At 36.9% G+C, this 23,979-nt stretch carries 24 protein-coding genes; 14 read left to right on the top strand and 10 right to left on the bottom strand.

The window, feature by feature from the left end; all coding sequences use genetic code 11:
• The first annotated feature begins 80 nt into the window (after nucleotides 1-80).
• From guaB to EV201_RS12535, 5 genes are all read left to right on the top strand, one after another.
• Complete coding sequence (gene guaB, locus EV201_RS12555) at nucleotides 81-1,550, top strand: IMP dehydrogenase (protein WP_130307992.1); 1,470 nt, start codon at nucleotides 81-83, stop codon at nucleotides 1,548-1,550.
• A gap of 88 nt (nucleotides 1,551-1,638) precedes the next feature.
• A complete protein-coding gene (locus EV201_RS12550; RefSeq protein ID WP_130307991.1) occupies nucleotides 1,639-2,481 on the top strand; it encodes a hypothetical protein in 843 nt (280 codons plus the stop codon).
• A gap of 10 nt (nucleotides 2,482-2,491) precedes the next feature.
• Nucleotides 2,492-3,844, top strand: a complete 1,353-nt coding sequence (locus EV201_RS12545; protein WP_130307990.1) for a peptidylprolyl isomerase — start codon at nucleotides 2,492-2,494, stop codon at nucleotides 3,842-3,844.
• Between the two features lie 85 nt (nucleotides 3,845-3,929).
• Nucleotides 3,930-4,895 carry an AAA family ATPase gene (locus tag EV201_RS12540; protein ID WP_130307989.1) on the top strand — a complete coding sequence of 322 codons (966 nt, stop codon included), beginning with the start codon at nucleotides 3,930-3,932 and terminating at the stop codon, nucleotides 4,893-4,895.
• Nucleotides 4,896-4,945: 50 nt separating this feature from the next.
• The gene (locus EV201_RS12535) at nucleotides 4,946-6,580 is read left to right on the top strand and encodes an OstA-like protein (protein ID WP_130307988.1); all 1,635 of its coding nucleotides are present in this window, start codon (nucleotides 4,946-4,948) and stop codon (nucleotides 6,578-6,580) included.
• 16 nt (nucleotides 6,581-6,596) lie between these two features.
• Here the strand turns inward: EV201_RS12535 and EV201_RS12530 are convergent, their stop codons facing one another.
• From EV201_RS12530 to EV201_RS12520, 3 genes are all read right to left on the bottom strand, one after another.
• On the bottom strand, nucleotides 6,597-6,818 hold the full coding sequence (locus tag EV201_RS12530; RefSeq protein WP_125031983.1) for a DUF2795 domain-containing protein: 222 nt from the start codon (nucleotides 6,816-6,818) through the stop codon (nucleotides 6,597-6,599).
• Between the two features lie 53 nt (nucleotides 6,819-6,871).
• Nucleotides 6,872-7,432 carry a cob(I)yrinic acid a,c-diamide adenosyltransferase gene (locus tag EV201_RS12525; protein ID WP_130307987.1) on the bottom strand — a complete coding sequence of 187 codons (561 nt, stop codon included), beginning with the start codon at nucleotides 7,430-7,432 and terminating at the stop codon, nucleotides 6,872-6,874.
• Between the two features lie 131 nt (nucleotides 7,433-7,563).
• Nucleotides 7,564-8,322, bottom strand: a complete 759-nt coding sequence (locus tag EV201_RS12520) for a hypothetical protein (protein WP_130307986.1) — start codon at nucleotides 8,320-8,322, stop codon at nucleotides 7,564-7,566.
• Between the two features lie 171 nt (nucleotides 8,323-8,493).
• Between EV201_RS12520 and recG the strand changes: the two genes are divergently transcribed.
• The 9 genes from recG to EV201_RS12475 all read left to right on the top strand — a co-directional run bounded on the left by recG (nucleotide 8,494) and on the right by EV201_RS12475 (nucleotide 18,235).
• Complete coding sequence (gene recG, locus EV201_RS12515) at nucleotides 8,494-10,599, top strand: ATP-dependent DNA helicase RecG (protein WP_130307985.1); 2,106 nt, start codon at nucleotides 8,494-8,496, stop codon at nucleotides 10,597-10,599.
• A 125-nt stretch (nucleotides 10,600-10,724) separates the two neighbouring features.
• On the top strand, nucleotides 10,725-12,110 hold the full coding sequence (locus EV201_RS12510; RefSeq protein ID WP_130307984.1) for a hypothetical protein: 1,386 nt from the start codon (nucleotides 10,725-10,727) through the stop codon (nucleotides 12,108-12,110).
• A 525-nt stretch (nucleotides 12,111-12,635) separates the two neighbouring features.
• Nucleotides 12,636-13,061: a SoxR reducing system RseC family protein gene (locus tag EV201_RS12505; RefSeq protein WP_130307983.1), complete on the top strand. Its 426-nt coding sequence runs from the start codon at nucleotides 12,636-12,638 to the stop codon at nucleotides 13,059-13,061.
• A 5-nt stretch (nucleotides 13,062-13,066) separates the two neighbouring features.
• A complete protein-coding gene (locus EV201_RS12500; protein WP_130307982.1) occupies nucleotides 13,067-14,002 on the top strand; it encodes a Fe-S cluster domain-containing protein in 936 nt (311 codons plus the stop codon).
• Nucleotides 14,003-14,017: 15 nt separating this feature from the next.
• Nucleotides 14,018-15,346 carry an electron transport complex subunit RsxC gene (gene rsxC / locus EV201_RS12495; RefSeq protein ID WP_130307981.1) on the top strand — a complete coding sequence of 443 codons (1,329 nt, stop codon included), beginning with the start codon at nucleotides 14,018-14,020 and terminating at the stop codon, nucleotides 15,344-15,346.
• A gap of 111 nt (nucleotides 15,347-15,457) precedes the next feature.
• On the top strand, nucleotides 15,458-16,453 hold the full coding sequence (locus EV201_RS12490; RefSeq protein WP_130307980.1) for an RnfABCDGE type electron transport complex subunit D: 996 nt from the start codon (nucleotides 15,458-15,460) through the stop codon (nucleotides 16,451-16,453).
• Between the two features lie 2 nt (nucleotides 16,454-16,455).
• Nucleotides 16,456-17,073: an RnfABCDGE type electron transport complex subunit G gene (locus EV201_RS12485; RefSeq protein ID WP_130307979.1), complete on the top strand. Its 618-nt coding sequence runs from the start codon at nucleotides 16,456-16,458 to the stop codon at nucleotides 17,071-17,073.
• Complete coding sequence (locus EV201_RS12480; protein WP_130307978.1) at nucleotides 17,066-17,650, top strand: RnfABCDGE type electron transport complex subunit E; 585 nt, start codon at nucleotides 17,066-17,068, stop codon at nucleotides 17,648-17,650. Before EV201_RS12485 ends, EV201_RS12480 begins: the two co-directional genes overlap by 8 nt.
• Before the next feature lie 12 nt (nucleotides 17,651-17,662).
• The gene (locus EV201_RS12475; protein ID WP_129253374.1) at nucleotides 17,663-18,235 is read left to right on the top strand and encodes an electron transport complex protein RnfA; all 573 of its coding nucleotides are present in this window, start codon (nucleotides 17,663-17,665) and stop codon (nucleotides 18,233-18,235) included.
• A 161-nt stretch (nucleotides 18,236-18,396) separates the two neighbouring features.
• On the opposite strand, the gene EV201_RS12470 is transcribed toward EV201_RS12475, so the two are convergent.
• The 7 genes from EV201_RS12470 to EV201_RS12440 all read right to left on the bottom strand — a co-directional run bounded on the left by EV201_RS12470 (nucleotide 18,397) and on the right by EV201_RS12440 (nucleotide 23,747).
• Nucleotides 18,397-18,957 (bottom strand): transposase, encoded by a 561-nt coding sequence (locus EV201_RS12470; protein WP_130307977.1) that lies wholly within the window; start codon nucleotides 18,955-18,957, stop codon nucleotides 18,397-18,399.
• A gap of 61 nt (nucleotides 18,958-19,018) precedes the next feature.
• Entirely contained in the window at nucleotides 19,019-19,705 is a 687-nt protein-coding gene (locus EV201_RS12465; RefSeq protein WP_130307976.1) for a DUF4468 domain-containing protein, read from the bottom strand.
• Between the two features lie 117 nt (nucleotides 19,706-19,822).
• Nucleotides 19,823-20,230: a hypothetical protein gene (locus EV201_RS12460; protein ID WP_130307975.1), complete on the bottom strand. Its 408-nt coding sequence runs from the start codon at nucleotides 20,228-20,230 to the stop codon at nucleotides 19,823-19,825.
• Nucleotides 20,231-20,315: 85 nt separating this feature from the next.
• The gene (locus tag EV201_RS12455) at nucleotides 20,316-20,966 is read right to left on the bottom strand and encodes a hypothetical protein (protein WP_130307974.1); all 651 of its coding nucleotides are present in this window, start codon (nucleotides 20,964-20,966) and stop codon (nucleotides 20,316-20,318) included.
• Between the two features lie 537 nt (nucleotides 20,967-21,503).
• The gene (locus tag EV201_RS12450) at nucleotides 21,504-22,253 is read right to left on the bottom strand and encodes a hypothetical protein (protein ID WP_130307973.1); all 750 of its coding nucleotides are present in this window, start codon (nucleotides 22,251-22,253) and stop codon (nucleotides 21,504-21,506) included.
• Between the two features lie 428 nt (nucleotides 22,254-22,681).
• On the bottom strand, nucleotides 22,682-23,227 hold the full coding sequence (locus EV201_RS12445) for a PepSY-associated TM helix domain-containing protein (RefSeq protein WP_130307972.1): 546 nt from the start codon (nucleotides 23,225-23,227) through the stop codon (nucleotides 22,682-22,684).
• Nucleotides 23,211-23,747, bottom strand: coding sequence for a hypothetical protein (locus EV201_RS12440; RefSeq protein ID WP_130307971.1), 537 nt, complete (start codon nucleotides 23,745-23,747; stop codon nucleotides 23,211-23,213). Before EV201_RS12440 ends, EV201_RS12445 begins: the two co-directional genes overlap by 17 nt.
• Nucleotides 23,748-23,979 lie beyond the last annotated feature (232 nt).

Here is a 23,979-nt window from a genome sequence, read left to right as displayed (position 1 = left end):
TTTTTTAGATTATTGAACAAGACGAATCACACTATTTTTTTGTAATTTCGCATGCAATTTAAATCTAAAATTATTGCATAATGTCATTCGTATCTGATAAAATTGTTTCCGATGGATTAACATTTGACGACGTTCTTTTGGTACCAGCTTTTTCTGAAGTTTTACCTAAAGACGTAAGTCTAAAAACTCAATTCTCACGCTCCATTACGCTAAACACCCCAATTGTTTCAGCAGCAATGGATACCGTAACCGAATCAGCTCTAGCTATTTCTATTGCTCGTGAAGGAGGAATTGGAGTTATCCACAAAAACATGAGCATCGCTGCTCAAGCTAAACAGGTTTTAACGGTTAAGAGAGCCGAAAATGGGATGATTTATGATCCTATTACCATTGCTCCAAACAAAACAGTTAAAGACGCTCTTGCTCTTATGAAAGAGTACAAAATTGGAGGGATTCCTGTTGTTGACGAGAAAAAAGTTCTTCTTGGAATTGTAACAAACAGAGATCTTCGTTTTGAGTTGCAGATGAATAAGGCCATTTCAGAAGTTATGACTTTTGAAAACATCATCACAACACACTCAGGTACTAACCTTGATCAGGCTGCTGCGATTCTTCAGTCTCACAAAATTGAGAAATTACCTGTTGTTGATGCTGACAACAAACTCATTGGATTAATTACTTACAAGGATATTACTAAAGCTAAGGACAAACCTTTAGCCTGTAAGGATGAAAAAGGTCGTTTGCGAGTTGCTGCAGCTGTAGGTATTGCTGGAGACACACTTGAACGAGTTGATGCTTTAGTGAAAGCAAGTGCTGATGCGATCATTATTGATACAGCTCACGGACACTCCAAAGGTGTAGTTGACTTATTGAAAAAAGCAAAAAAGCAGTATCCTGAAATGCAATTCATTGTTGGAAATATCGCAACACCTGAAGCTGCTAAAATGCTTGTTGAAGCAGGTGCTGATGGGGTAAAAGTTGGTATCGGTCCAGGATCAATTTGTACAACACGTGTCATTGCTGGTGTAGGTGTACCTCAGCTAACTGCAATTTACGAAGTTAGTAAAGCGCTTGCCGGAACGGGTGTTCCTGTAATTGCTGATGGTGGATTACGTTACTCAGGTGATATTGTTAAAGCTCTTGCTGCTGGTGCTAACTCAATTATGGCTGGCTCATTACTTGCTGGTGTTGAGGAGTCTCCAGGAGAAACGATTATTTTCAATGGCCGTAAATTTAAGGCTTACCGTGGAATGGGATCAATTGAAGCAATGGAAAAAGGTTCTAAAGACCGTTATTTCCAGGATGCGGAAGATGATATCAAAAAATTAGTTCCGGAAGGAATCGTAGGACGTGTACCTTACAAAGGAACACTTTACGAAGTAATCTACCAGTTACTTGGTGGTTTACGTGCTGGAATGGGCTATTGTGGATCGGCTAATATTGAAGCTCTTCACAATGCCAAATTTGTGAAAATTACAGCTTCAGGTATGGCAGAAAGTCATCCTCACGATGTCGCAATTACGCGTGAAGCTCCTAATTATAGCAGATAATCTTTTTAAGATTAACATGATAATCGGCAATTGGTCTTAGGACTAGTTGCCGATAATATTTGAGTTTGAAACCTATTAAAAGCTGACTATGACAAGAAATCTCATCTTACTATTTATTCTTTTAGGATTTATATCATGTAACTCAAATAACAACATTGATAATCCTACCGTAGCAAAAGTTGATGATTCTTACTTGTATCTAAATAAAATACGAGAACTCGTTCCCAATAACATCTCAAAAGAAGACAGCTTAAGAATTGCTCAAAACTACGTCCACCAATGGATCAAAAAACAGCTACTTGTTGCAAAAGCTGAACTCAACCTTTCCGAAAAAGATCAGGATGTTGAAGAAATGGTAGAAGATTTCCGTTCTTCACTCATCATACATAAATACCAACAGCATTTAATCGAACAAAAGCTCGACACCGTCGTTACACATGCCGAAATCGATAAATACTATCGTGATTATCCTGGCAATTTCCTACTAAACCGTAATATTGTTAAGGCTGTTTATATTAAAATCCCCAAACCGCTCCCACAAGCTAAGAAGATCAAACAGATCTATAAATTGAAGAAAGATGAAGATTGGGAGAAATTAGAGGACTACTGCTTTCAAAATGCCACAAAATTTGATAATTTTAGCGAGCAATGGATTTATTCTCAAAACTTACTAAGTCAAACCCCTATTAAGATTAAAGACGAAGACAGTTTTCTAAGACGCAATAAGTATTTTGAAACTGAGGATAGTACATTTCATTATTTTATAAATATCCAGGATTACAAACTGAAAAAGGAAATTGCTCCTCTATCATTTGTTGATGAGGATATTCGAAAAATAATTATCAATAAGAGAAAAATTCAGTTTATTAAAAATATGGAGGAAAGCATCTTTAAGGATGCCGAATCAAAAAACAAATTCAAAATTTACTAAACTATCACATATGCGCAACATTTTTTTTAAAGTCTGCACGTCATTAGCATTGTTGGCTATTCTTTTTACAACAGCTTTTGCCCAGGATAATTCTATTGATAAGATTATCGCAGTGGTCGGCAATCAGGTTGTATTAAAGTCTGACGTAGAAAATCGTTTTTTGGGCTTAAAAGCACAGGGCTACCAGTCTGGGAGTGTAGATTTGAAATCAGAGATTTTTGAAGATCTTTTGATTGAAAAATTGATGATTGCACAAGCACAGGTCGATAGTATTGAGGTGACTGAACAAGAAGTTGAGAATGACCTGCAACGCAAAATCGAAATGTATATTCAGCGTATTGGTTCAAAAGAAAAGCTTGAACAATATTTTAAGAAAAGTATTGCTGATATGAAAAATGAGTTGCGTGACATGACGCGCAACGACAAGATTAAACAAAAAATGCAGGCTGAGATTACGAAAAACATTACAGCAACACCTGCTGAAGTCCGTGATCTTTATGACAATATCCCAACAGACAGTTTACCTGTCATTCCTGGTGAACTACAAATTCAGCAAATCACCAGAAGTCCAAAAATAACCGATACTGAAAAAGATCGAATTCGTGAGAAACTAAGAAATTTCCGTGATCGAATTATGAAAGGTGAAAGTTTTGCAACACTGGCTGTTCTTTATTCTGAGGACCCGGGTAGTGCCCAGCGTGGTGGTGAATTAGGTTTTACACCAAGAGCTAATTTAGTTCCTGAATTTGCCAATGAAGCTTTTAACTTAAAGCCTGGTAAAATCTCTAAAATTGTGGAATCAGAATATGGTTTCCACATCATTCAACTTATCGATCGTAAAGGAGAAAGAATTAACGTTCGCCACATTCTTCTTAAACCTCGTATCCAACAGGAAGACAGAACTGCTGCAACTCAGCAACTGGATAGTATTGCTGATATGATTCGTAATGATAAAATCAAATTCGAAGAGGCTGCATTCTATTATTCGGATGATAAGGATACCAAAAACAATGGCGGTTTAATTGTAAACCCATACAATGCCAGTTCAAAATTTACCAAAGAGAGTTTGGCCCCTGCAATAGCAAAGGCTGTCAATAAACTTAAAGTTGGAGAAATTTCTGAAGCCTTCCTTGATGATCAAAGAGGTCAGGAAAGTTACAAAATCATTAAAATAAAATCACAAACTAAGCCTCACAAAGCTAATTTAGCTGATGACTGGAGCCAGTTTGAAAACATGCTTAAGCAGCAAAAGCAACAAGACTTGCTAAATAAATGGATCAGCGAAAAACAATCATCAACATATATCAGTATTGATGATTCATATAAGAATGCTAAATTCAGATTCAAAAACTGGATTAAGTAATATTTAAACATACATCAATCAGACACAGCATGAGTTGTGTCTGATTCTTTGTTTTTGTTATTCATGAAAATTTAAATTTTCTGTGATGAATTTTAGAACTGAAGTTGAGGCTGCCAATGCCTTAAAAAGCAAATACGACGCTTTACTCTCCGAAATCAAGAAAAAGATTTACGGTCAGGATGATATCATCAAAGAGGTATTAATTTCAATTTTCAGTAACGGACACTGCCTTTTGGTCGGCGTACCAGGACTAGCAAAAACATTGCTTGTAAATACTATTTCACAGGCCCTCGATTTGAAATACCAACGCATTCAGTTCACTCCTGACCTGATGCCTTCTGACATTATCGGTACCGAGATTCTGAACAGCGACAGACAATTCAAATTTATTCAAGGCCCGCTCTTTGCCAATATTATCTTGGCAGATGAAATCAACCGGACACCTCCTAAAACGCAATCGGCTTTATTAGAGGCCATGCAGGAAAAAGAAGTAACCGTTAATGGTAAAAATTATCAGCTTGACAAGCCATTCTTTGTTCTTGCAACTCAAAATCCAATTGAACAAGAAGGAACGTATCCTTTACCCGAAGCGCAACTGGATCGTTTCATGTTTAGCATTTACCTTGACTACCCTAGCTTTGAGGATGAAATTAGCATTGTTGAAAACACAACCTCGGGAAAGATATTTGAAATTGAAACCATCATGTCTGCTCAGGAAATAAGTTATTACCAGAGCCTAATTCAGAAAGTCCCTATCAACCGAAATGTGTTGGAATATGCTGTTACTTTGGCGGCAAAAACACGCCCCAATACCGAGCATGCTAGTTCAATCACAAATAAATACATCAATTGGGGAGCTGGTCCCAGAGCTTCTCAATATCTGGTTATAGGAGCCAAAGCTCACGCTATTATATCCGGTAAATATTCTCCGGATATCGAAGATGTAAAAGCCGTAGCCGTTTCAATTCTTCGTCATAGAATCATGAAAAACTACAAGGCCGAAGCAGAAGGAGTCAGCATAGAAAACATTATCGAAGAACTCCTTAAATAAAACTAGAAACAACTTTCTTTAAGAAGTCATTTCATTCATATTTATCATCAATGACCAAGATTGTAAAAAGATACTTACCCCTAATATGCTTGTTGGTAATTCTACTACCACAAACTTTAGAGGCGCAGAAAAAGTCCAAAATTGATATAAAGAATTCAAATTCTTTAATAATTGATCGTGCTTTCAACCCTGATATCCAAAAATTAATTGGTGATGTCTTTATGATGCACCAAAACATGAAGTTGTATTGCGATAGCGCTTATTATAATGAAAAGAAAAGTGAATTTGAAGCCTTTAGTCATGTTCATATTATTAATGCTGACACCGTTCACATTTTTGGCGACTACTTAAAATATAATGGAAATACTCGCAGAGCTGAATTGAGACAAAATGTGACACTTAAAAACCAAAGTGTAAAACTAACAACGGACAAACTCGATTACGATATGGCTCTTAACATCGGTTACTACGATGAAGGAGGTACAATTATAGACTCAACCAATGTTCTCAACAGTACCATTGGACGGTACTACACCAACGAGGATCTATTCTTTTTTAAGGATAGCGTCGTTCTTGTCAACGCCGATTACACCTTATATTCTGACACTCTGAAATATCAAACTATCAATAAAACGATAACCATTCTTGGACCGACTCGTATTGTTAGTGAAAAGGAAACACTTTATAGTGAGTCTGGATGGTATAATACCCAAACAGGCATTTCACACCTTCTGAAAAACAACAAAGTCAATAGAGATACTTACCAAATTAAAGGTGATAGTATCCATCTTGACAAGCATAAGCAGCTTGCTATGATCTACAGAAATGTAGAGCTACAAGATACTCTCAACAAACTCATTGCAAAGGGACATTACTTAGAAATGCATAAGGATACCGAGGAAGCATTTTTAACTGACTCTACCCTCTTCATTCATGCAGGCGAACAAGATAGCCTATTTTTACATTCTGACACCATCCGCATTGAAAAGGACACGAATGATTTTAATAGAATACTCGCTTACAATAAGGTGAAATTCTTCCGTAAAGATTTACAAGGCAGATGCGATTCATTGAGTTATTCGCTTCAGGATTCAACCATGCGAATGTTTAACGATCCAATAGTATGGGCGCAAGGTAACCAGATCACAGCAGACTCTATCAGTATTGAGAGTCATAACAATGCGATTAAATACCTCCATTTCAGAACAAATGCCTTTTTGTGTTCCAAAGAAGACAGCACTTTATACAATCAAATTAAAGGCCGAAATATGCTTGGGCATGTCAATAACAATCACCTTGATAAACTTGACATTATTGGAAATGGCGAAACGCTATACTTCCCAAGAGATGAACATGGTCTTATTGTAGGTATGAACGTCGCAAAAAGCAGCACAATCAGTATTGACATTAAAGGACAAAAAATCGATCAGATTCTATTTACAAAAAAGCCAGACGGCAACATGTATCCTCTTTTCGATATTGTCAATCAGAAACGTTTCCTAAAAGATTTCGAGTGGCGGGATCAACTTCGTCCCAAAACCAAAGACGAAATCTTTATTTGGGAATCTGCCATTGAAAAACTCCAGAATAAACTAAAGAAAAGACTTCGAAAAACGATGTCGGAAGACAAAATAGAATCACTTCCCAAACCAAAACTAAAAGGCACAAAAAAACGTGAGATTTAAAATCTCACGTTTTTTTTTAATATTCGTCTTCGTTAAATAGAAAATCTCCTTTGCTTGGGTAATCGGGCCAAATATCCTCAATACTCTCATACACATCTCCTTCGTCCTCGATCTCTTGCAAGTTCTCGATCACTTCTAATGGCGCTCCCGAACGAATTGCATAATCAATTAATTCATCTTTAGATGCTGGCCATGGTGCATCTTCCAGCTTAGTAGCTAATTCTAGAGTCCAATACATAGTTTTATTTTTGCTTTTTTTACAGTTTGCGAATATAATTTTTTTTTCTGAATTTACAAGTTTGACTCCCATTTTATTTCTGCCTTACCCATATCAATTAAAACCTTACGGGAAAGAATAAATAAATAATCAGAAAGTCTGTTTATATATTTCAACAATAGGGGATTAATATCCACTTCAGCAGCCAACTGATTGGCTCGTCGTTCAGCACGACGACAAACAGTTCGAGCAATATGACAATAACCATTAAGAGGATCACCTCCTGGCAAAACAAAATTATTTAATTCCGGTAAGCTCTCATCCATTCTGTCCATTTCGTTTTCCAACAAAAGGATATCCTCCTCAGCAATAATCAGTTTATCTTTCAAATCCGATTTTGTATCATCTGTTGCCAGTCGGGAACCTATTAAAAATAATTTATTTTGAACTAAAAGTAATGTCTCTTTTGACTTGCTCTCAATCTCATGTGATCGAATCAAACCAATATATGCATTCAATTCATCAACTGTCCCATATGCCTCAAGACGCAAATGATGCTTAGGAACCCGAGTGCCCCCAATTAATCCTGTGGTTCCTGAGTCTCCTGTTTTAGTATATACTTTAAACTTCGTCATGATTGTGTGTTTTTATCGTGATAAAAAGGGATCTAAAATGACTTTCCTATTTTCTATCAGTTACACAAAGATAAAATTTAGACTTACATTTCATAACAAATTATTAAAGATTTTATATTAATAATTCCCGACTATTTATAAGATCGAGCACTCAAGTTATGCTCTTGTTTTTTCAACCCCTTTCTGGCTATTAAAATTCCCACATCAAACAGATCTAAACCCACAGTAAAACGGTCCATTTTTTTTAAACGATTCCACAAGGACATCATTTTTTCATCCCTATTGATATTTTCAATGATCAGATAAGATTCTTCATTCAGATATTTATCGATATTGTCTTCAAACGCCAATAAGACTTCCGGTGAAACCGATCTTGAGATTTGGATAAAATCAAAAGTCAAGCCCAAACTTAAATCTGATAAAATAACATTCGACACAGCCTGTTCCCTTAAAATTTGTCGAGCAAAATCATGAACAAAAACACGTGCCCCTATGCAATACAAGTTTCGTCTTGTATCAGTCTTGGCCAAATAAATTAAATTTAAGGCCGAATCGTCCCCAATAAAAGCAGCGGTTTGAGGATTCACAAAATTCATCAGGCGAAATAAAAATCGATTTAATTTTGTACAATCTTTCAGATGTTCCAACTCCGACTCAAACCAAACCTTTTGCTCTTCATTCAAATTTTCATTTGAAATTTTCTCTTCTAAAATTGAATGTATATTCTGACACAGTCTATCCAATTTTTTAAAAGGGTAATAGTGCATTTTAGCCTCGATCACATTTCTAACAAAATGATAAACAAAAGGCGAATCAAGGCCAAATCCTCTATAATGCTTGGAAATTAATCGTGTAAAACGTTTTTGCACGTGGTACTTAAAGTGGGGCATCTGGCTATAATTTAAGATTCTAAGCTGAAGATAAAAAAAAGTATTAAAATCAATAAATCTCCATTTAAAAAGTATACGAAATTTAATTGTATTTTTGAATTCGTGAATCACTATTGGGAGTCCGATAGAGGTTTGTATTTCTCTAACTAAACGATGTAATCGGCTATTTAAATGTCAGAATTAGCAGGACAGGATATTAAATTTTTAACGGGAGTTGGGCCAAAAAAAGCACTACTCCTAAAGCAGGAACTATCAGTACATAGCTACGAAGATTTGCTATACCATTTTCCTTTCAAATATATTGATAGAACAAAATTTTATGCCATATCTGAAATTCATTCAAAACTTCCCTACATACAAGTAAAGGGAAGAATAACCGATATCCAAACCATAGGTGAAAAACGCCAGCAAAGACTTGTCGCAAACTTTACTGATGGACAAGGTATACTTGAACTGGTTTGGTTTAAGGGGATTAAATTTGTAAAACCCAATTTGAAAGTTGGCGTGGAATATGTTGTTTTTGGTAAACCCAATGAGTTCAACCACAGAATCAACGTTGTACATCCCGAACTTGAAGAAGCCAAACCGAACAAAAACAAAATACAAGCTGCCCTGCAAGCCTTTTACCCCACTTCGGAGAAGATGAAAGCCGGCTTTGTGAATTCAAAAGCCATTCACAAATTTCAGGAATCTATCTTGAATTCGGTAAATGGTAAAATCCCTGAAACACTGCCTGCATATTTGGTCAAACATCTGGGCTTAATCAATCTTCACGATGCTTTGTGGCAAATTCATTTCCCTGAAAACACCGAGCTTCTTAAAAAAGCTCAGTATCGTTTAAAATTCGAAGAACTCTTCTACATTCAGTTGAATATCCTGAAAAAGAAGATGAAGCGGAAGATTCTTTATCAGGGACATCAATTCATCAAGATTGGTGAATATTTCAATACCTTTTTCCAAAACAACCTTCCTTTTGAACTGACTAACGCTCAAAAACGGGTTTTAAAAGAAATTCGCAAAGAGGTCGGTGTCGGCAAACAAATGAACCGCCTTTTGCAAGGTGATGTGGGAAGTGGAAAAACCTTAGTTGGCCTTATGAGTATGCTGATGGCACTTGACAATGGCTGCCAGGCTTGCCTGATGGCACCAACTGAAATTTTAGCAACTCAGCACCTGGAAACCATTGCTGAATTCCTTGATGGGATCAATGTCAATTATGCCTTACTGACAGGATCTACCAAAGCTAAGGACAGAAAAGTGATACACGAACATCTCTTAAGCGGCGAATTACAAATTCTGATTGGAACGCATGCCTTGCTTGAAGATGTGGTACAATTCAAAAATCTGGGCTTCGTTATTATAGACGAACAACACCGGTTTGGGGTCGCTCAACGTGCCAAATTATGGGCTAAAAATCCGATTCCACCTCATATTTTGGTCATGACAGCTACGCCTATTCCCAGAACATTGGCCATGACGCTATATGGCGATCTGGAAGTTTCTGTTATTGATGAACTCCCTCCCGGACGTAAACCCATTCAAACCGTTCACTACTTTGAAAACAAAAGACAAGAGGTTTACAAATTCATGAAAAAGCAGATTGATTTGGGGCGTCAAATCTATTTAGTTTATCCAATGATCAAAGAATCCGAAAAAATGGATTACAAAAACCTGGAACAAGGCTATGAATCTGTTTCCAGTTTCTTTTCACCGGATAAATACAGCATCAGTATGGTTCACGGCAAGATGAAACCAGCAGAAAAGGATGCCGAAATGCAACGTTTTGCCAAAGGTGAAACTCAAATTATGGTTGCCACTACGGTTATCGAAGTTGGCGTGAATGTACCCAATGCATCTGTCATGATTATTGAATCGACCGAACGATTCGGTCTTTCACAACTCCACCAGCTTAGGGGACGGGTTGGTCGTGGTGCCGATCAATCTTACTGCATTCTCATGTCGAGTTACAAACTGTCAAACGAATCGAAAAAACGAATAGAAACCATGGTCAGAACCAATGATGGTTTCGAAATTGCAGAAGTCGATTTAAAACTTCGCGGACCTGGTGATATTGAGGGAACACAACAAAGTGGTATTGCCTATGATCTGAAAATTGCCAATTTGGCAAAAGATGGACAAGTGCTGCAATATGCCCGAGACATTGCTCAAAGCATACTCGACAAAGACCCTTTACTCGAAAAAGAAATCAATTTTACTCTAGCCAAACAAGTCAAGCGTTTAAGCAAAGCACAATTCAACTGGAGTGTTATTAGCTAGCGAGACACACTGACGACTGACTTAAAATAAATGACGAATAATCAAAAACATGTGATTAATCTTAATAATTAGATTATTTTTGGCTCTCATTATTTAAAATCTGTATAACCAAAATCTATAAATTAATGAGAAAGATCACCTTAGCTATCTTAGCTATTACACTCTCTGCCTTGCTGTTGCCCCAAACAGCTAAATCTCAAGTCAATTTCGAATTCGAAAGTTCTTTTGACAATATCAATCAGATAGATTCTATCAGCCTATTTTCAGCTGCATTTGGCTATGCACACATTGGAGAAAAAAACTATGCTGGTGTGCGTTTAAATCCCGAACTGAGATTGGGTAAACTTGGTGTTGGTTTCGATATTCCGGTTTATTTCAATCTGGACAATGGTAAAATGTATACCGACGAGTTTAAAGATGGAACTGGTGTGCTTCGTATGATTTCATACTTAAGTTACGGACGTAAGAAAAAAGATCCTCTTTATATTAAAGTCGGTCAACTTAGAGGCGAACACGTCGGATACGGTAGTTTGGTTAACAACTACAATAACTCAATGAGTTTCGAAAAACGTAAAACGGGACTTAGCTACGATATCTGTATAAAAAAAATAGTGGGTATTGAAGGGATGTATAGCGATTTCGATGCCAGTTCTTTCAACCTTTTCGCCATTCGGCCTTATGTTCGTCCATTTGGAGCCAGCGAAATTCCCGTGATTAAAACACTGGATATGGGTTTCACTTATGTAACGGATAAAGACAAAAGCAAACGATACGACGAAAGTCATGATATCAACCACTTTCTTAAAGATGGTATGAATGCCTGGAGTGTCGATATGGGAATTACCCTTGTGAACTCATCAGTGTTCAATTTAGGATGGTATGCTCACTACAGCAAATTAAGAAAAGTTGAATCGGATAGTTTAAAAACCTATTTTGCTGCCCCTGAAACACTGGCAAATTACGATAGTGGTACAGGAATGGGTATCGGTCTGAATGCAAACATGAAGATCATTGGCAACCTGTTTAAATTAAATGCGCGTATCGAGAGACTATGGTATAGCGACAATTACATGCCACAATTCTTCGATGCCATGTATGAATTGAATAAAGATGCTAAAATTGCTCAATTGGGCAGAGCCGAAAAACAAGAAGGTATTTATGGCTCATTGAATGCAAGCATTCTTGATAAAATCATCATAGGTGGAAATCTTCTGCTACCAGATGACATAAACGAAACATCACCTGCTTTCATGCAACTTCACCTAAGAACCAAAGACCTTTTCGATAAAATTCTGATTGAAGGAAGTTATAGTAAAGGAAATCTAACCAAGCTAGACGATGCATTCAAGTTTGATGAGAACTCATTAGCAGTGATGCGTTTTGCTTATAAAATCAATCCATTTCTTTATACCGGGGTAGACTACCGTTGGGCTTGGATAGAAAAAGAAGATGGCAACTACAAAATTGACAATTCAGTGATGCCCTATGTGGCTCTAAGGTTCAATTTCTAACACCACGATCAACGACTTTAAAACGGAATTTGCCTTGTGTAAATTCCGTTTTTGTTTTCCATACAAATCAACTTACTAATTTTAAACAGGATACCATCACCCCTCATTTGCAAATAGTCAGGCAGAACAATCAAAACGAATAGATAACAATGATTAAATGAGGTCTGCAACAAACATTTTATCTTAAAATCATTCTAAATTGAAAATGCTTTTTTTGAAATCAAAAAATAATGATTTATTTCTGTAATCCAGCAAACAGACTGTGTTCAACACAGATAGATGAAAAATTGCAATCTCTAGTTTACAAAACGAGTGAAGTCCCTCTATTTAAACAAATAATAAATAAACCAGCCCCCTAATGCTATCTAACCTAAAGTGTTATTTTTGCTGGTGTGAGATTAAAAAATATGGATATTTCACTGCTCATCATACCTGGTTAATTAAATATAAACCAAACAGATACAACACAAATATCCAGACTTGAATTTTAGTTAAAATCACACAACTAAACAGTGAGACTACTACATGCAGAACAATAAGCAAATAGATCACGTCGGTATTATCACTCAGATAAAAGACGAAAAGATTACAGTCAGCATACTTAATGTATCGGCTTGCTCTGGATGTCATGCCCAATCGGCTTGCTCCATGTCCGATATGAAAGAGAAAGAGATCGATATCATCGACTACAGCAAATCTTTCGAAATGGGTGAACAAGTTAAAGTGGTTTATAGCGAATCGTTAGGTTGGCTGGCTCTTGTATTAGCCTATGTGTTGCCCTTTATTATAGTTCTTATTACTCTGTTTATAGCTTCGGCATTTACCAATGAACTAACAAGTGGCTTGTTGGCTTTGGGTATCTTAATACCCTATTACGGTTTGCTCTACTTTTTTAAAGACAAACTAAAGAAAACGTTTTCATTCACTATACATAAAATTGTAAATATCTAAAAACAATGAACATTATAGTTATCACAATTATTGCTTTGTGTGCTATTGGAATTGCGGCTGCAATCATCCTTTACTTTGTAGCACAAAAATTCAAAGTATACGAAGATCCTCGCATCGACGAGGTAGAAGAAGCATTGCCTGCAGCAAACTGCGGGGGCTGTGGTTATCCGGGGTGTAGAGGTTTTGCCGAAGCTCTGGTTAAGGCCGACGACATTTCAAATATGAACTGCCCGGTTGGTGGCGCTCCGGTTATGTCTCACGTTGGTGCCCTTTTAGGACACGAAATAAAAGCAGCAGACCCAACAGTTGCGGTTGTTCGTTGTAACGGAACTTGTGACAACCGTCCCAAAACAAATGTATACGATGGCGCAGCTTCTTGTACCATTGCAGCTTCTCTTTACTCTGGAGATACAGGTTGCCAATATGGTTGCTTGGGATTAGGCGAATGTGTGGATGCTTGTAACTTCGATGCCATGTATATGGATAAAGAAACAGGATTGCCTGTTATTATCGAAGACAAGTGTGTGTCATGTGGGGCTTGTGTAAAAGCCTGTCCAAACAGCATCATTGAACTAAGAAAGAAAGGCCCTAAGAGCCGTCGTATTTTTGTTTCATGTGTGAACAAAGATAAAGGTGGTGTGGCTAAAAAAGCATGTTCTGTGGCTTGTATTGGTTGTGGGAAATGTGTGAAGGAATGCCCATTCGATGCTATTACGCTTGAAAACAACTTGGCTTATATCGACTACAATAAGTGTAAATTGTGTCGCAAATGTGTTGTGGTTTGCCCAACACAAGCTATTCATGAGCTAAACTTTCCTCCACGTAAGGAAAAGCCAGCCGATAAGCCAACTGCTGAAACAGTGAAACCTGTAGCAAAGCCTACAGTTGAAAAAGCAGAAAAAAGCGAAGAGACTAAGAACGGAACATCTGATAACAAATAAATAGGAGGACAATCAGTGTTAAAAACATTTTCAATAGGGGGTATTCATCCGGAAGAAAATAAACTTTCTGCCAACAGTGCAATCCAAGAATTGCCAATTCCCCAAATAGCGACGATTCCAATTGCTCAACATATTGGTGCACCTGCCAAAGCCATTGTCAAAAAAGGTGATGTGGTTAAAGTGGGTCAAGTTATTGCTCAAGCGTCAGGTTTTGTATCTGCCAACATTCACTCTTCAGTATCGGGAACGGTATTTAAGGTTGACGATGTTATGGATGCTACAGGATTCCGTCGTACATCTATCATCATTAAGGTAGAAGGCGACGAATGGTTGGAGCACATCGACAGAAGCGAAGATTTAGTAACAGAAATTGCTCTCACCAAAGAAGAAATTATCAAACGTGTTGGTGATGCAGGTATTGTTGGCCTTGGTGGTGCAACCTTCCCTGCTCATGTGAAACTATCAGTACCTCCTGGCAAAACAGCTGAGGTTCTTATTATCAATGCGGTTGAGTGTGAGCCTTATTTAACTTCTGACCACAGAGTGATGCTTGAAAAAGCGGATGAAATTATGGTTGGAACCGAGATTCTAATGAAAGCGCTTGATGTTAAAAAAGCCATCATCGGTATTGAAAACAACAAGCCCGATGCCATCGCTCACATGACTCAAGTAGCAACAAAATATTCAGGTATTGAGGTTTGTCCTTTAAAAACACAATACCCACAGGGTGGTGAAAAACAATTGATTTCTGCGACCATGAACCGTGAAGTGCCTTCAGGAGCCCTTCCAATTGAAGTGGGTGCCGTAGTCCAAAACGTAGGAACTGCATTTGCCGTTTACGAAGCTGTTCAAAAGAACAAGCCCTTGTTCGAACGTGTGGCAACCATCACTGGTAAATCATTAAAAAATCCATCAAACTGGAAATTCCGAGTTGGAACACCTGTTAGCGACATTATTGAAGCAGCTGGTGGCTTACCCGAAGATACGGCTAAAATTGTTGGTGGGGGTCCAATGATGGGAAAAGCATTGGTTAGTATTGATGTCCCTTTAACCAAAGGAAGCTCGGGTTTACTCTTATTAGCTCAGGAAGAAACAGCGCGTAAAGCTACCAAAGCCTGTATCCGTTGCGGGAAATGTGTTTCAGTATGTCCTATGGGATTGGAGCCCTATCTGCTTATGGTTTTGGCTGACAAAAAAGAATACGAGAGACTTGAAAAAGATGCCATAATGGACTGTATTGAGTGTGGTTCTTGTAGTTTCACATGTCCTGCAACCCGACCACTGTTGGATTACATCCGCTTGGGGAAAGGGAAAGTTGGTCAAATCATGCGAAGTAGAAAATAAGGTTAAAGGATAAAGGACAGAAAGGTTAAAACATATCACCCTTCAATTCCTTTATTTTAAAACTTTTTCACTTTAACCTTTATACTTTAAACCTTTTAATTTTTAAAATATATGAACACCAAAGTACTTGTCGCTCCATCGCCACACATACACAGTGGCGATTCCATACAAAAAAACATGTATGGTGTGGTTTTCGCGATGCTTCCGGCTCTATTATTATCCTTCTATTACTTTGGAATGGGTGCCCTTGTTGTAACCCTTACTGCCGTTGCATCATGCTACCTATTCGAATTCTTAATCCAAAAATATTTACTTAATGTAGAACCTACTATTAAAGATGGTTCTGCTTTAATCACAGGTATTCTTCTGGCCTTTAACATGCCAGCCAACCTTCCAATCTGGATCATTATTATTGGTGCATTGGTTGCAATTGGCGTAGGTAAAATGACCTTTGGAGGATTGGGAAACAACGTATTCAACCCTGCACTTGTGGGACGTGTTTTCCTATTAATCTCCTTCCCTGTTCAGATGACATCCTGGCCTAAAGCTCTTGGTTTTGAAACCTCCTATTTCGATGCTGCTACAGGTGCAACACCTTTAGCAATCATCAAAGAAGGTTTAAACAAAGGGGATTCATTAACTGATTTGATGGCAAAACTACCATCCAGTATGGATATGTTCCTTGGAAACATGGGTGGTTCACTAGGGGAAGTTGCCGGAGCAGCACTTGTCCTTGGGCTAATCTACATGTTGGTTAAAAAAATCATCACTTGGCATATTCCTGTTTCAGTCATTGCAACTGTAGCAATCTTCTCAGGAATTTTAAACTTATCAAATCCTGAGGCCTACGCAGGTCCGGCTTTTCATATCCTAACAGGTGGTTTATTATTAGGAGCTATTTTTATGGCAACCGATTATGTGACCTCGCCTATGTCAAACAAAGGGATGATCATCTACGGTATTGGTATTGGTATTCTAACCGTTGTGATTCGTGTATTCGGAGCTTACCCGGAAGGGGTATCATTCGCAATTCTTATTATGAATGGATTTGTACCACTAATTAATGTATCTGTTAAACCTAAGCGTTTCGGCGAAAAAAGGAAATAATCATGGCTGGTAAAAAAGAATCTACATTTACAAATATGGTTCTGGTGTTGTTTATAATAACACTGGTAGCATCAGCTGCTTTGGGTGGACTATACGAACTAACCAAAGAACCAATTGCCGCAGCTAAGCTGGCAAAAAAATTAAAAGCAATTAAAGAAGTTGTTCCTGCTTTCGACAACAACCCTAGCGACGAAATGTCTGAAGTAGAGATGCCTGGTGGCGATAAACTGGAATTCTATCCTGCTACTAAAGAGGGTAAGCTGGTTGGAACAGCCGTTAAAACCTATACTACACAAGGTTTCGCTGGCTATGTTTGGGTTATGGTCGGTTTCCTACCCGATGGTACAATTAATAACTATTCGGTACTAGAACACAAGGAAACACCTGGTTTGGGTACAAAAATGGGAACTTGGTTTAAGCCAACAGATCCTGCCAAACAAAAAAGCAGTATTATCAATAAAAACCCCGGCACAACAAAATTTACTGTGAGCAAAGACGGTGGAGATATTGATGCGATTACAGCAGCAACCATCAGCTCTCGTGCATTTCTGGATGCCGTACAAAAGGGTTACAACGAGTATATGAAAACCAAAACGAAGGAGGACACAAGTCATGAATAACTGGCAGAATTTTTCAAAAGGATTTTTCAAAGAGAATGCAGTATTTGTACTGCTGCTTGGAATGTGTCCTACATTGGGTGTCACCTCATCGGCAATCAATGGTATGGGAATGGGCTTGGCAACAACTTTCGTTCTTATCATGTCGAATTTAGTTATCTCTTTAGTAAGTAATCAAATTCCAGATAAGGTGAAGATTCCTTCTTTTATAGTTATCATCGCCTCTTTTGTTACCATGGTTGATTTGGTAATGGCAGGTTTCGTACCAGCTCTACACGAACAATTGGGTGTGTTTATTCCTCTGATTGTAGTAAACTGTATTGTATTGGGACGTGCAGAAGCCTTTGCTTCAAAAAACAAGATTATACCTTCTATTATCGATGGTGCAGGAATGGGACTGGGGTTCGCTATGGCATTAACAATTTTAGGATCGGTTCGTGAATTGTTGGGTAGCGGAAAAGTTTTCGGCATCAGCATATTCAACGAAAATTATGGCATGCTAGTATTTGTCCTGGCACCAGGTGCTTTCCTGGCATTGGGTTATCTGATTGCAATTATTAACCGATTAAGAAAAGCTTAAGGAGAACTAATCATGGAATATATTTTAATTATTATATCAGCCATATTCGTTAATAACGTTGTATTGGCACAATTCCTTGGAATTTGTCCATTCCTTGGGGTATCGAAAAAAATATCAACAGCCGTAGGGATGACAGGAGCCGTAACCTTTGTTATGATATTGGCGACTATCGTGACTTACCTGATTCAAAAATTTGTATTGGATGCCTTTGGTATCGGTTTTATGCAAACCATCACCTTTATTTTGATTATTGCGGCATTGGTGCAATTGGTTGAGATCATCCTTAAAAAAGTAAGTCCTCCACTCTATCAGGCTTTGGGTGTATTTCTTCCGCTGATCACAACAAACTGTGCCATTTTGGGTGTAGCCATCATGACCATTCAGAAAGATTACAACCTTTTAGAAGCCGTTGTATTCTCAGGGGCAACTGCCATTGGTTTTGGTTTAGCTCTTGTATTATTTGCCGGTATTCGCGAACATCTGGATCTAATTGATCTGCCTAAAGGAATGAAAGGAACACCCGCAGCGCTAATTGTAGCAGGTTTACTTGCAATGGCCTTTATGGGATTCTCCGGAATTGTTTAACAAAAAACTAGGTTATTTAAAATATTGTACTATATTCGTACCTCGTTTCAGAAATAACCTAAATCCCCATATGATCGTGCCCTGCGCACACAAGAAAAAACAGCCAGTTCGACCTATCGAGCTGGCTGTTTTTTTTATATGCTGATCCATTACAAACGCGATTAATCGCCTTGCTGATTTCCCGACCATTTTAACGGATTATTTCGAATATAATTTCTGATTCTTTGCAGGGCTTCATCATTTCGAATGATATGATCATAAAATCGCGATTGCCACATGAAATCGACATGAATTTTTCTCGATTCAAACGATACTCGGCCTTTATACCATCTGACGATTCTCGATAAATTATCCGATAACATCGGATTTTTAATGCCTGTAACGCCTCCTACATCCGTACAGACGCGATTAATCGCGTCTCTATCAGAACACAATCCATTATCATCCTGCTTACTGATAATGATAATACCATGAATATGGTCGGGCATCACAACAAATTCATCGATGGCTGCAAATGGAAAATGCAATGGGATTTCATGCCAATATATTTCAGCCAATTTCCCTATTTCAGACAATTGCATCAGCCCATTCCTGATATTTCCAAAAAAAGGCTCCCGATTCGCCGTACAGATAGTTATAAAATACATGCCGGCATTCGAATAATCCCAATTTTGCAAACGAGCAGATTCTATTCTGTATTGTCCTTTAAATTTGTCTGACATATTTCATTTATCCAGGATTATTGGTTTGCAGACACCTACAAAGCATGAATATATTCCCTTATTAGAAATCATCTTTTTTTGACATTGCAATTTTAAGTGATGGTAATATTGTGTTTATTGCCTCCAATTCAGAATCAATAAATTTAGTATTGCTTTCTATCCCTGAAGTTGCGTATTTTATTTGTTTCTCTATATTGCTCACATCGCAGTGGTACCTTTTCAACTGCTTTCTTTTATAAGACGATGTGTCTATCTTTTTTAAATCCTCCAATTCTTGATTAAGTCTTTCAATCTTATTTTTTGACGATTTAATATCATTTATTCTTTCAAAAATTGAACTGTCCCAAGTCTCTCCATCATTATGTAAGGACACAACAATATTATCCATTATATATCTGTATCTATTTTCTTTACACTCAATGGTTAATGTAAACTTAATTGTTTCTCTATTTATTATATGAATTCCAGCTATATGCACTTCAACAAAATGCTTAACATTATTTACCCCTTTCAATATTAATTTTCCATTCACTTCGTCTTCGAATTGAATCACTTTTTTATAATCCCCAAATGTTTTTGCAATCCATTCCTGGGCGTTTGAATAGAGCTTGCTTTTTGACAGATTACTATTAATTACCTCTTTGAAGACAATATTTCCATTTGAGTCTATTGGTAGGTTATACTTTTGAGAATAACCATTAACAAATAATGAAAACACAAAAAGAAGATTTAATAATATTGTTATCATAATATTATCCTTTTTAAGATTATAATTACCATTCTTAATTTATATCCAACATTTTGTAAAAAATCATACTAAAAATAATTATTCGTTCATTTATTATAAAAGAGAATCAATAATCCCCTATAGATAGGTAAGCCACAAAAATAATATCAACATAAAAATCGAACCAAGAAATGTCAGGTATCCAAAATATTCAACACGAATAAAAAGCTTGCTCTCTTCAACCAAAACATTAGGAAGAAGTTTTCCTTTTTTAATTGCCTCAGAAGCTTCATCGTGGTATCGCAATATTGCTTTTTTTATTGTCAATATCTGTCCAAATAATTTCAACAAAAAACAAAGTATTGTTAATCCTAAAAGGGTTAATGCTATAACAAATATTATAACCGAACTTCTCTCCTCATTAACAAGAGGGCTTAAAGAGATTAGTATTCCAAATAAACTTGAAACCAAAAGAGTAATATGTTTATACCATTGAGTTCGTAGGATTTCTAACTTTTCAATTTCAATTGAATAAGTTTCCCACATATCTTGACAACTCGAGTTCATATCTACAATTCTTTTAATTAAACATCAATTATATTACTCCTCTATTAATACAGTATAGAATTTCTTAATTATAAAAGCCATCATTATCGATCCAATCGAAATACCCTTTATAATGCATGTCCCATGGAAAAACAATAGTTATATACCTATCTGAAGTTGGCATATCTTTGGTAATAGTGATTGTTTTATAGGAATAGCCTTCACTACAATAATAGGGATGACCACCATGTATAACTACCACCAAATATTCTCCTATAGATAAGGATATCGCATTTTTAGTCAGAACATCATTCCATTCATCATCATTATGAGCATCTACTACTGTACTCGCATAACCTCTTTTATACGTACCATTATCTAAATTGCGAATATCGATCTGTATAGAATTAACAACTGAACCATTGGATAGCTTCAACTTCCCTTGAGTTTCTAAAAGACCAACCACCTCTGATTTATAATCGGAATAATCAGTAAGATTATCAATTGTTATAATATCCTTTTGTATAGGAACAACAATATCTTTTGCATTGAAAAAATAAAAATCAGCTGATGTTATCGGACCATCTGAGGCAGGATACAAATTATCATATGGATATTCACCTATTGCTGTAGTATAGTAAGAATAAACGACTAAATTTTCCATCTTAGAAGTACTATCTTCTTTGCTACAACAGTAAAAGATTACAATAATCGACACGAGTAAGAGTTTCTTCATGATTCCAGTTTTATTAAGTTTCACATCTATTATCATGCGATAGTTTAACTGATATATAATAATGTTCAAGCATTTTTATCTCTCGAAAAAACAACCTAATTATCGAAATATAAATCAAAGTCCCAACAAGTTACAAAATTGATAACTACCAGACAACTAATACTTAACACAGCCAACAATTGATTTCAGAAATAGAATCCTTGTATATCACTTAGTACAAAAGTTCAGTTATTCCTCCCCATGTTAAAACAAAAGCTCCCATGTCAACTTTAAGGCCGTCATGTTAACAACAGACTTACCATGTCATATTTTATGTACTCATGTCGTAAAATAAGCTGCCATGTTGGGTTTTCGGTCGTTATGTTGAACATGGGCATTAAATAAGTAACATGAAAAGTAAAATATTGACATGACCAGAAAAATAGTAACATGTGAGGCTAAAAAATGAACATGACCATCAATATGGGAACATGATCATTTAATTTTAGGCGTAAAAAAAACTCCGCTTACGCAGAGTTCTTTTAATTGAGCTTTATATTAATCAACGATAACTTCTTCTATTTCATCTTTTTTGCGTCTGGCATTTTGGCTCTTCCAATGAGAACTTTCGTAGCCTACCAAACGTTTTTTGTCTTTCCAGAAAAGGTATTTGCCACAGGCGCGAACTTCATCCACCACTTCTTTTAGGTGAGTATAAGCTTTGTCGCGAGCAACCTTCTGCACATTGCCTTTTAACTTGCTCCCATTGGCCTCAGCCAGCAAATTAGCCCCTTCATCCGACATCGTACTTGCCGCATCCAACTTGGCTACATCAAAACCAATAGGTGTAAGCAAATCCTGATGTTTTAGACCTAATTTCGAATAGGTTTTTAAATCCTGAATCATATCAGCATCACCTGTGCCTTCAGCAATCTCATCCACACGTCTCAAAAGCTCGGGCTCATTTCTGAATGCATATTTAAAGGCATGTTTCATTTCGCTACATAAATCGTAAGCGCCCGTAGCAAAGGCCTTCCACTCTTTTTCGGCGTCTTTACCGGTTCGGCGCACAATAATCCAATCGGCTTGGTATTGCCGAAGGACTGTGGCCCGCACAGCTATTTCAGCAATTCGTTCTTCGCTAACGCCAGCCGTAGCCAGCTTTTCTTTATCCTGCATGGCCCAGGTTTCAAGGGTTTCAGTTTCGGCAAGGTAAACATTGCATGGCATGTTGGGCACTACAATTTTTTCATCAGGAATTGCAGCAACCTGCGCTTTACATGTGGTAATTTGTTCTTCTGTAACCATTTTAATGAATTTGATTAATGAATAAATCGAAACCCAATTAAACTTATCAGACACATAAGACCAATGAGCTTCTTGTTCCTTCTAACAGATTCAAGAATTACAAGTTTACTTATGAGTGGACATCTGTTATGCCAGGCTTTAAAACAAAATAATGACATAAGAGAAATACCAAACCAATGTATTATGTAATCTTAAACGCATATTGAAGTTAATTAAAAACACATCATAAAACAATCAAACACAAAGCAATAAGAACAAAACAGGGTGTAGACATTTCACACATTAAAGAAATAATCAGCTATTCAATAAAATCGGACAGACCTAATTTAAATTCAATCAAAATAACAAACACCTATTAATCTTAATACAAAAAGCTCATCAAAAGCAATTTGCCTTTGATAAGCTTTTCTCAAATTGTCTGTCATTAATTACAAGAAGAACAGGAATGGCAAAACAATACCAATGGCAATAAGCCATTTCCCTATTCCACGAATGCCTTTTTTACCTGGCACCATCAACATGCCTGAAAGAGCAAATATGAGCATGGCAATGGCAAATATATCGGCCATTAGTGTCCATCCTAATTTACTATTGTAATGCAGCTTATTAATGAAAAACACCCATAGTTTCTTCTGATAAACCTCAAAATTTAACTCCCCGGTCATCGGGTTGTAGGTTCCCAAACCACCCTTTAAGTAGAGGTTGTATGATTCGGATTCGGGTATAATTCTGTTTAAAGCATAATCCGATATATTCTCATTCCAATACGCTGTCACTTGATTCGGACTAAGACCGGAGCTTAATTGATAACTGATATATTCGGTTTTATAAGCCGGATCTTCACCCTTTTTTTTATGATTCAGGATAATGCCCGATATGGCATAAATAAGAGTGATTCCCACAAAGAAATACCCCAGATAACGATGAGTCAGTCTTAACCACTTACGTATAGCTTTCTTACTCCACAACTTCATAATCTGTTCCGTCTACATAATAAATGGCATAATAATCTTTGTTGTTGGCTTTCATCCAATCGCGCATTTCCTTAATGTTTGCCATCTCTGAACTGCAATGCTTCCCGCCTTCTTCACTTTTAGACTTTTCTTTCACTTGCATTTCCCACTCATCAATTTCACTCGTGGCTAATCTTTTCTCACGAAGAATACCGGTCACCACCAAATCATTACCCGCGATTTCCTTATTAAAACCTTCAAGATCTCCCGTCGCTTCAACTCGGATAGACAAATTTCCCTCCGCATTTTTCAAAATACATCGTTTTCCGGAATGGGCACACACATGATTGACCAAACCTTTGAAACAAACCTCTTGTCCGACCTTATCTGCAGCCACCGTCATTAATTGATCGATACTGAGTGTTGCTGATTTCACCTGACTGATAACTTGTTGCTCTGCATTCTGTTTTTTCGAACCAGACTGCGTTGAATTACATGACATAAACACCAGGACCAGGGCTAATAAACTTAGATACTTCATCAATTTTAGGATTTAGGTTTAAATATTTATTGTTTCATTTATTGAACATCAAATTTATAATTTAGTAAACATATCTCCAAAGAAGATAACAATTCATTAACAACATAATACAAGACAAAAAACTCCTTTTATATTTATCATCAAAGCTTTTATTAAGCCTGGAACAATCCAAAGTTTTAAACTAAATACTTCTAACTATCTTTACAATCGGAATCCAGATAATCACATAAAA

It is taken from the genome of Ancylomarina subtilis (assembly GCF_004217115.1).
Lineage (GTDB): Bacteria > Bacteroidota > Bacteroidia > Bacteroidales > Marinifilaceae > Ancylomarina > Ancylomarina subtilis.
Note: the sequence above shows the minus strand (reverse complement) of the source record. Positions and strands in the feature narration are given on the sequence as shown.

Coding starts and splice junctions, on each gene's coding strand:
- EV201_RS12485 (WP_130307979.1), top strand. CDS start 16,456: ATGGCTGGTAAAAAAGAATCTACATTTACAAATATGGTTCTGGTGTTG.
- EV201_RS12530 (WP_125031983.1), bottom strand. CDS start 6,818: ATGTATTGGACTCTAGAATTAGCTACTAAGCTGGAAGATGCACCATGG.
- recG (WP_130307985.1), top strand. CDS start 8,494: ATGTCAGAATTAGCAGGACAGGATATTAAATTTTTAACGGGAGTTGGG.
- EV201_RS12520 (WP_130307986.1), bottom strand. CDS start 8,322: ATGCCCCACTTTAAGTACCACGTGCAAAAACGTTTTACACGATTAATT.
- EV201_RS12540 (WP_130307989.1), top strand. CDS start 3,930: ATGAATTTTAGAACTGAAGTTGAGGCTGCCAATGCCTTAAAAAGCAAA.
- EV201_RS12475 (WP_129253374.1), top strand. CDS start 17,663: ATGGAATATATTTTAATTATTATATCAGCCATATTCGTTAATAACGTT.
- EV201_RS12510 (WP_130307984.1), top strand. CDS start 10,725: ATGAGAAAGATCACCTTAGCTATCTTAGCTATTACACTCTCTGCCTTG.
- EV201_RS12525 (WP_130307987.1), bottom strand. CDS start 7,432: ATGACGAAGTTTAAAGTATATACTAAAACAGGAGACTCAGGAACCACA.
- EV201_RS12490 (WP_130307980.1), top strand. CDS start 15,458: ATGAACACCAAAGTACTTGTCGCTCCATCGCCACACATACACAGTGGC.
- EV201_RS12445 (WP_130307972.1), bottom strand. CDS start 23,227: ATGAAGTTGTGGAGTAAGAAAGCTATACGTAAGTGGTTAAGACTGACT.
- guaB (WP_130307992.1), top strand. CDS start 81: ATGTCATTCGTATCTGATAAAATTGTTTCCGATGGATTAACATTTGAC.
- EV201_RS12450 (WP_130307973.1), bottom strand. CDS start 22,253: ATGGTTACAGAAGAACAAATTACCACATGTAAAGCGCAGGTTGCTGCA.
- EV201_RS12455 (WP_130307974.1), bottom strand. CDS start 20,966: ATGAAGAAACTCTTACTCGTGTCGATTATTGTAATCTTTTACTGTTGT.
- EV201_RS12505 (WP_130307983.1), top strand. CDS start 12,636: ATGCAGAACAATAAGCAAATAGATCACGTCGGTATTATCACTCAGATA.
- EV201_RS12545 (WP_130307990.1), top strand. CDS start 2,492: ATGCGCAACATTTTTTTTAAAGTCTGCACGTCATTAGCATTGTTGGCT.
- EV201_RS12460 (WP_130307975.1), bottom strand. CDS start 20,230: ATGTGGGAAACTTATTCAATTGAAATTGAAAAGTTAGAAATCCTACGA.
- EV201_RS12440 (WP_130307971.1), bottom strand. CDS start 23,747: ATGAAGTATCTAAGTTTATTAGCCCTGGTCCTGGTGTTTATGTCATGT.
- EV201_RS12550 (WP_130307991.1), top strand. CDS start 1,639: ATGACAAGAAATCTCATCTTACTATTTATTCTTTTAGGATTTATATCA.
- EV201_RS12535 (WP_130307988.1), top strand. CDS start 4,946: ATGACCAAGATTGTAAAAAGATACTTACCCCTAATATGCTTGTTGGTA.
- EV201_RS12480 (WP_130307978.1), top strand. CDS start 17,066: ATGAATAACTGGCAGAATTTTTCAAAAGGATTTTTCAAAGAGAATGCA.
- EV201_RS12470 (WP_130307977.1), bottom strand. CDS start 18,957: ATGTCAGACAAATTTAAAGGACAATACAGAATAGAATCTGCTCGTTTG.
- EV201_RS12500 (WP_130307982.1), top strand. CDS start 13,067: ATGAACATTATAGTTATCACAATTATTGCTTTGTGTGCTATTGGAATT.
- EV201_RS12465 (WP_130307976.1), bottom strand. CDS start 19,705: ATGATAACAATATTATTAAATCTTCTTTTTGTGTTTTCATTATTTGTT.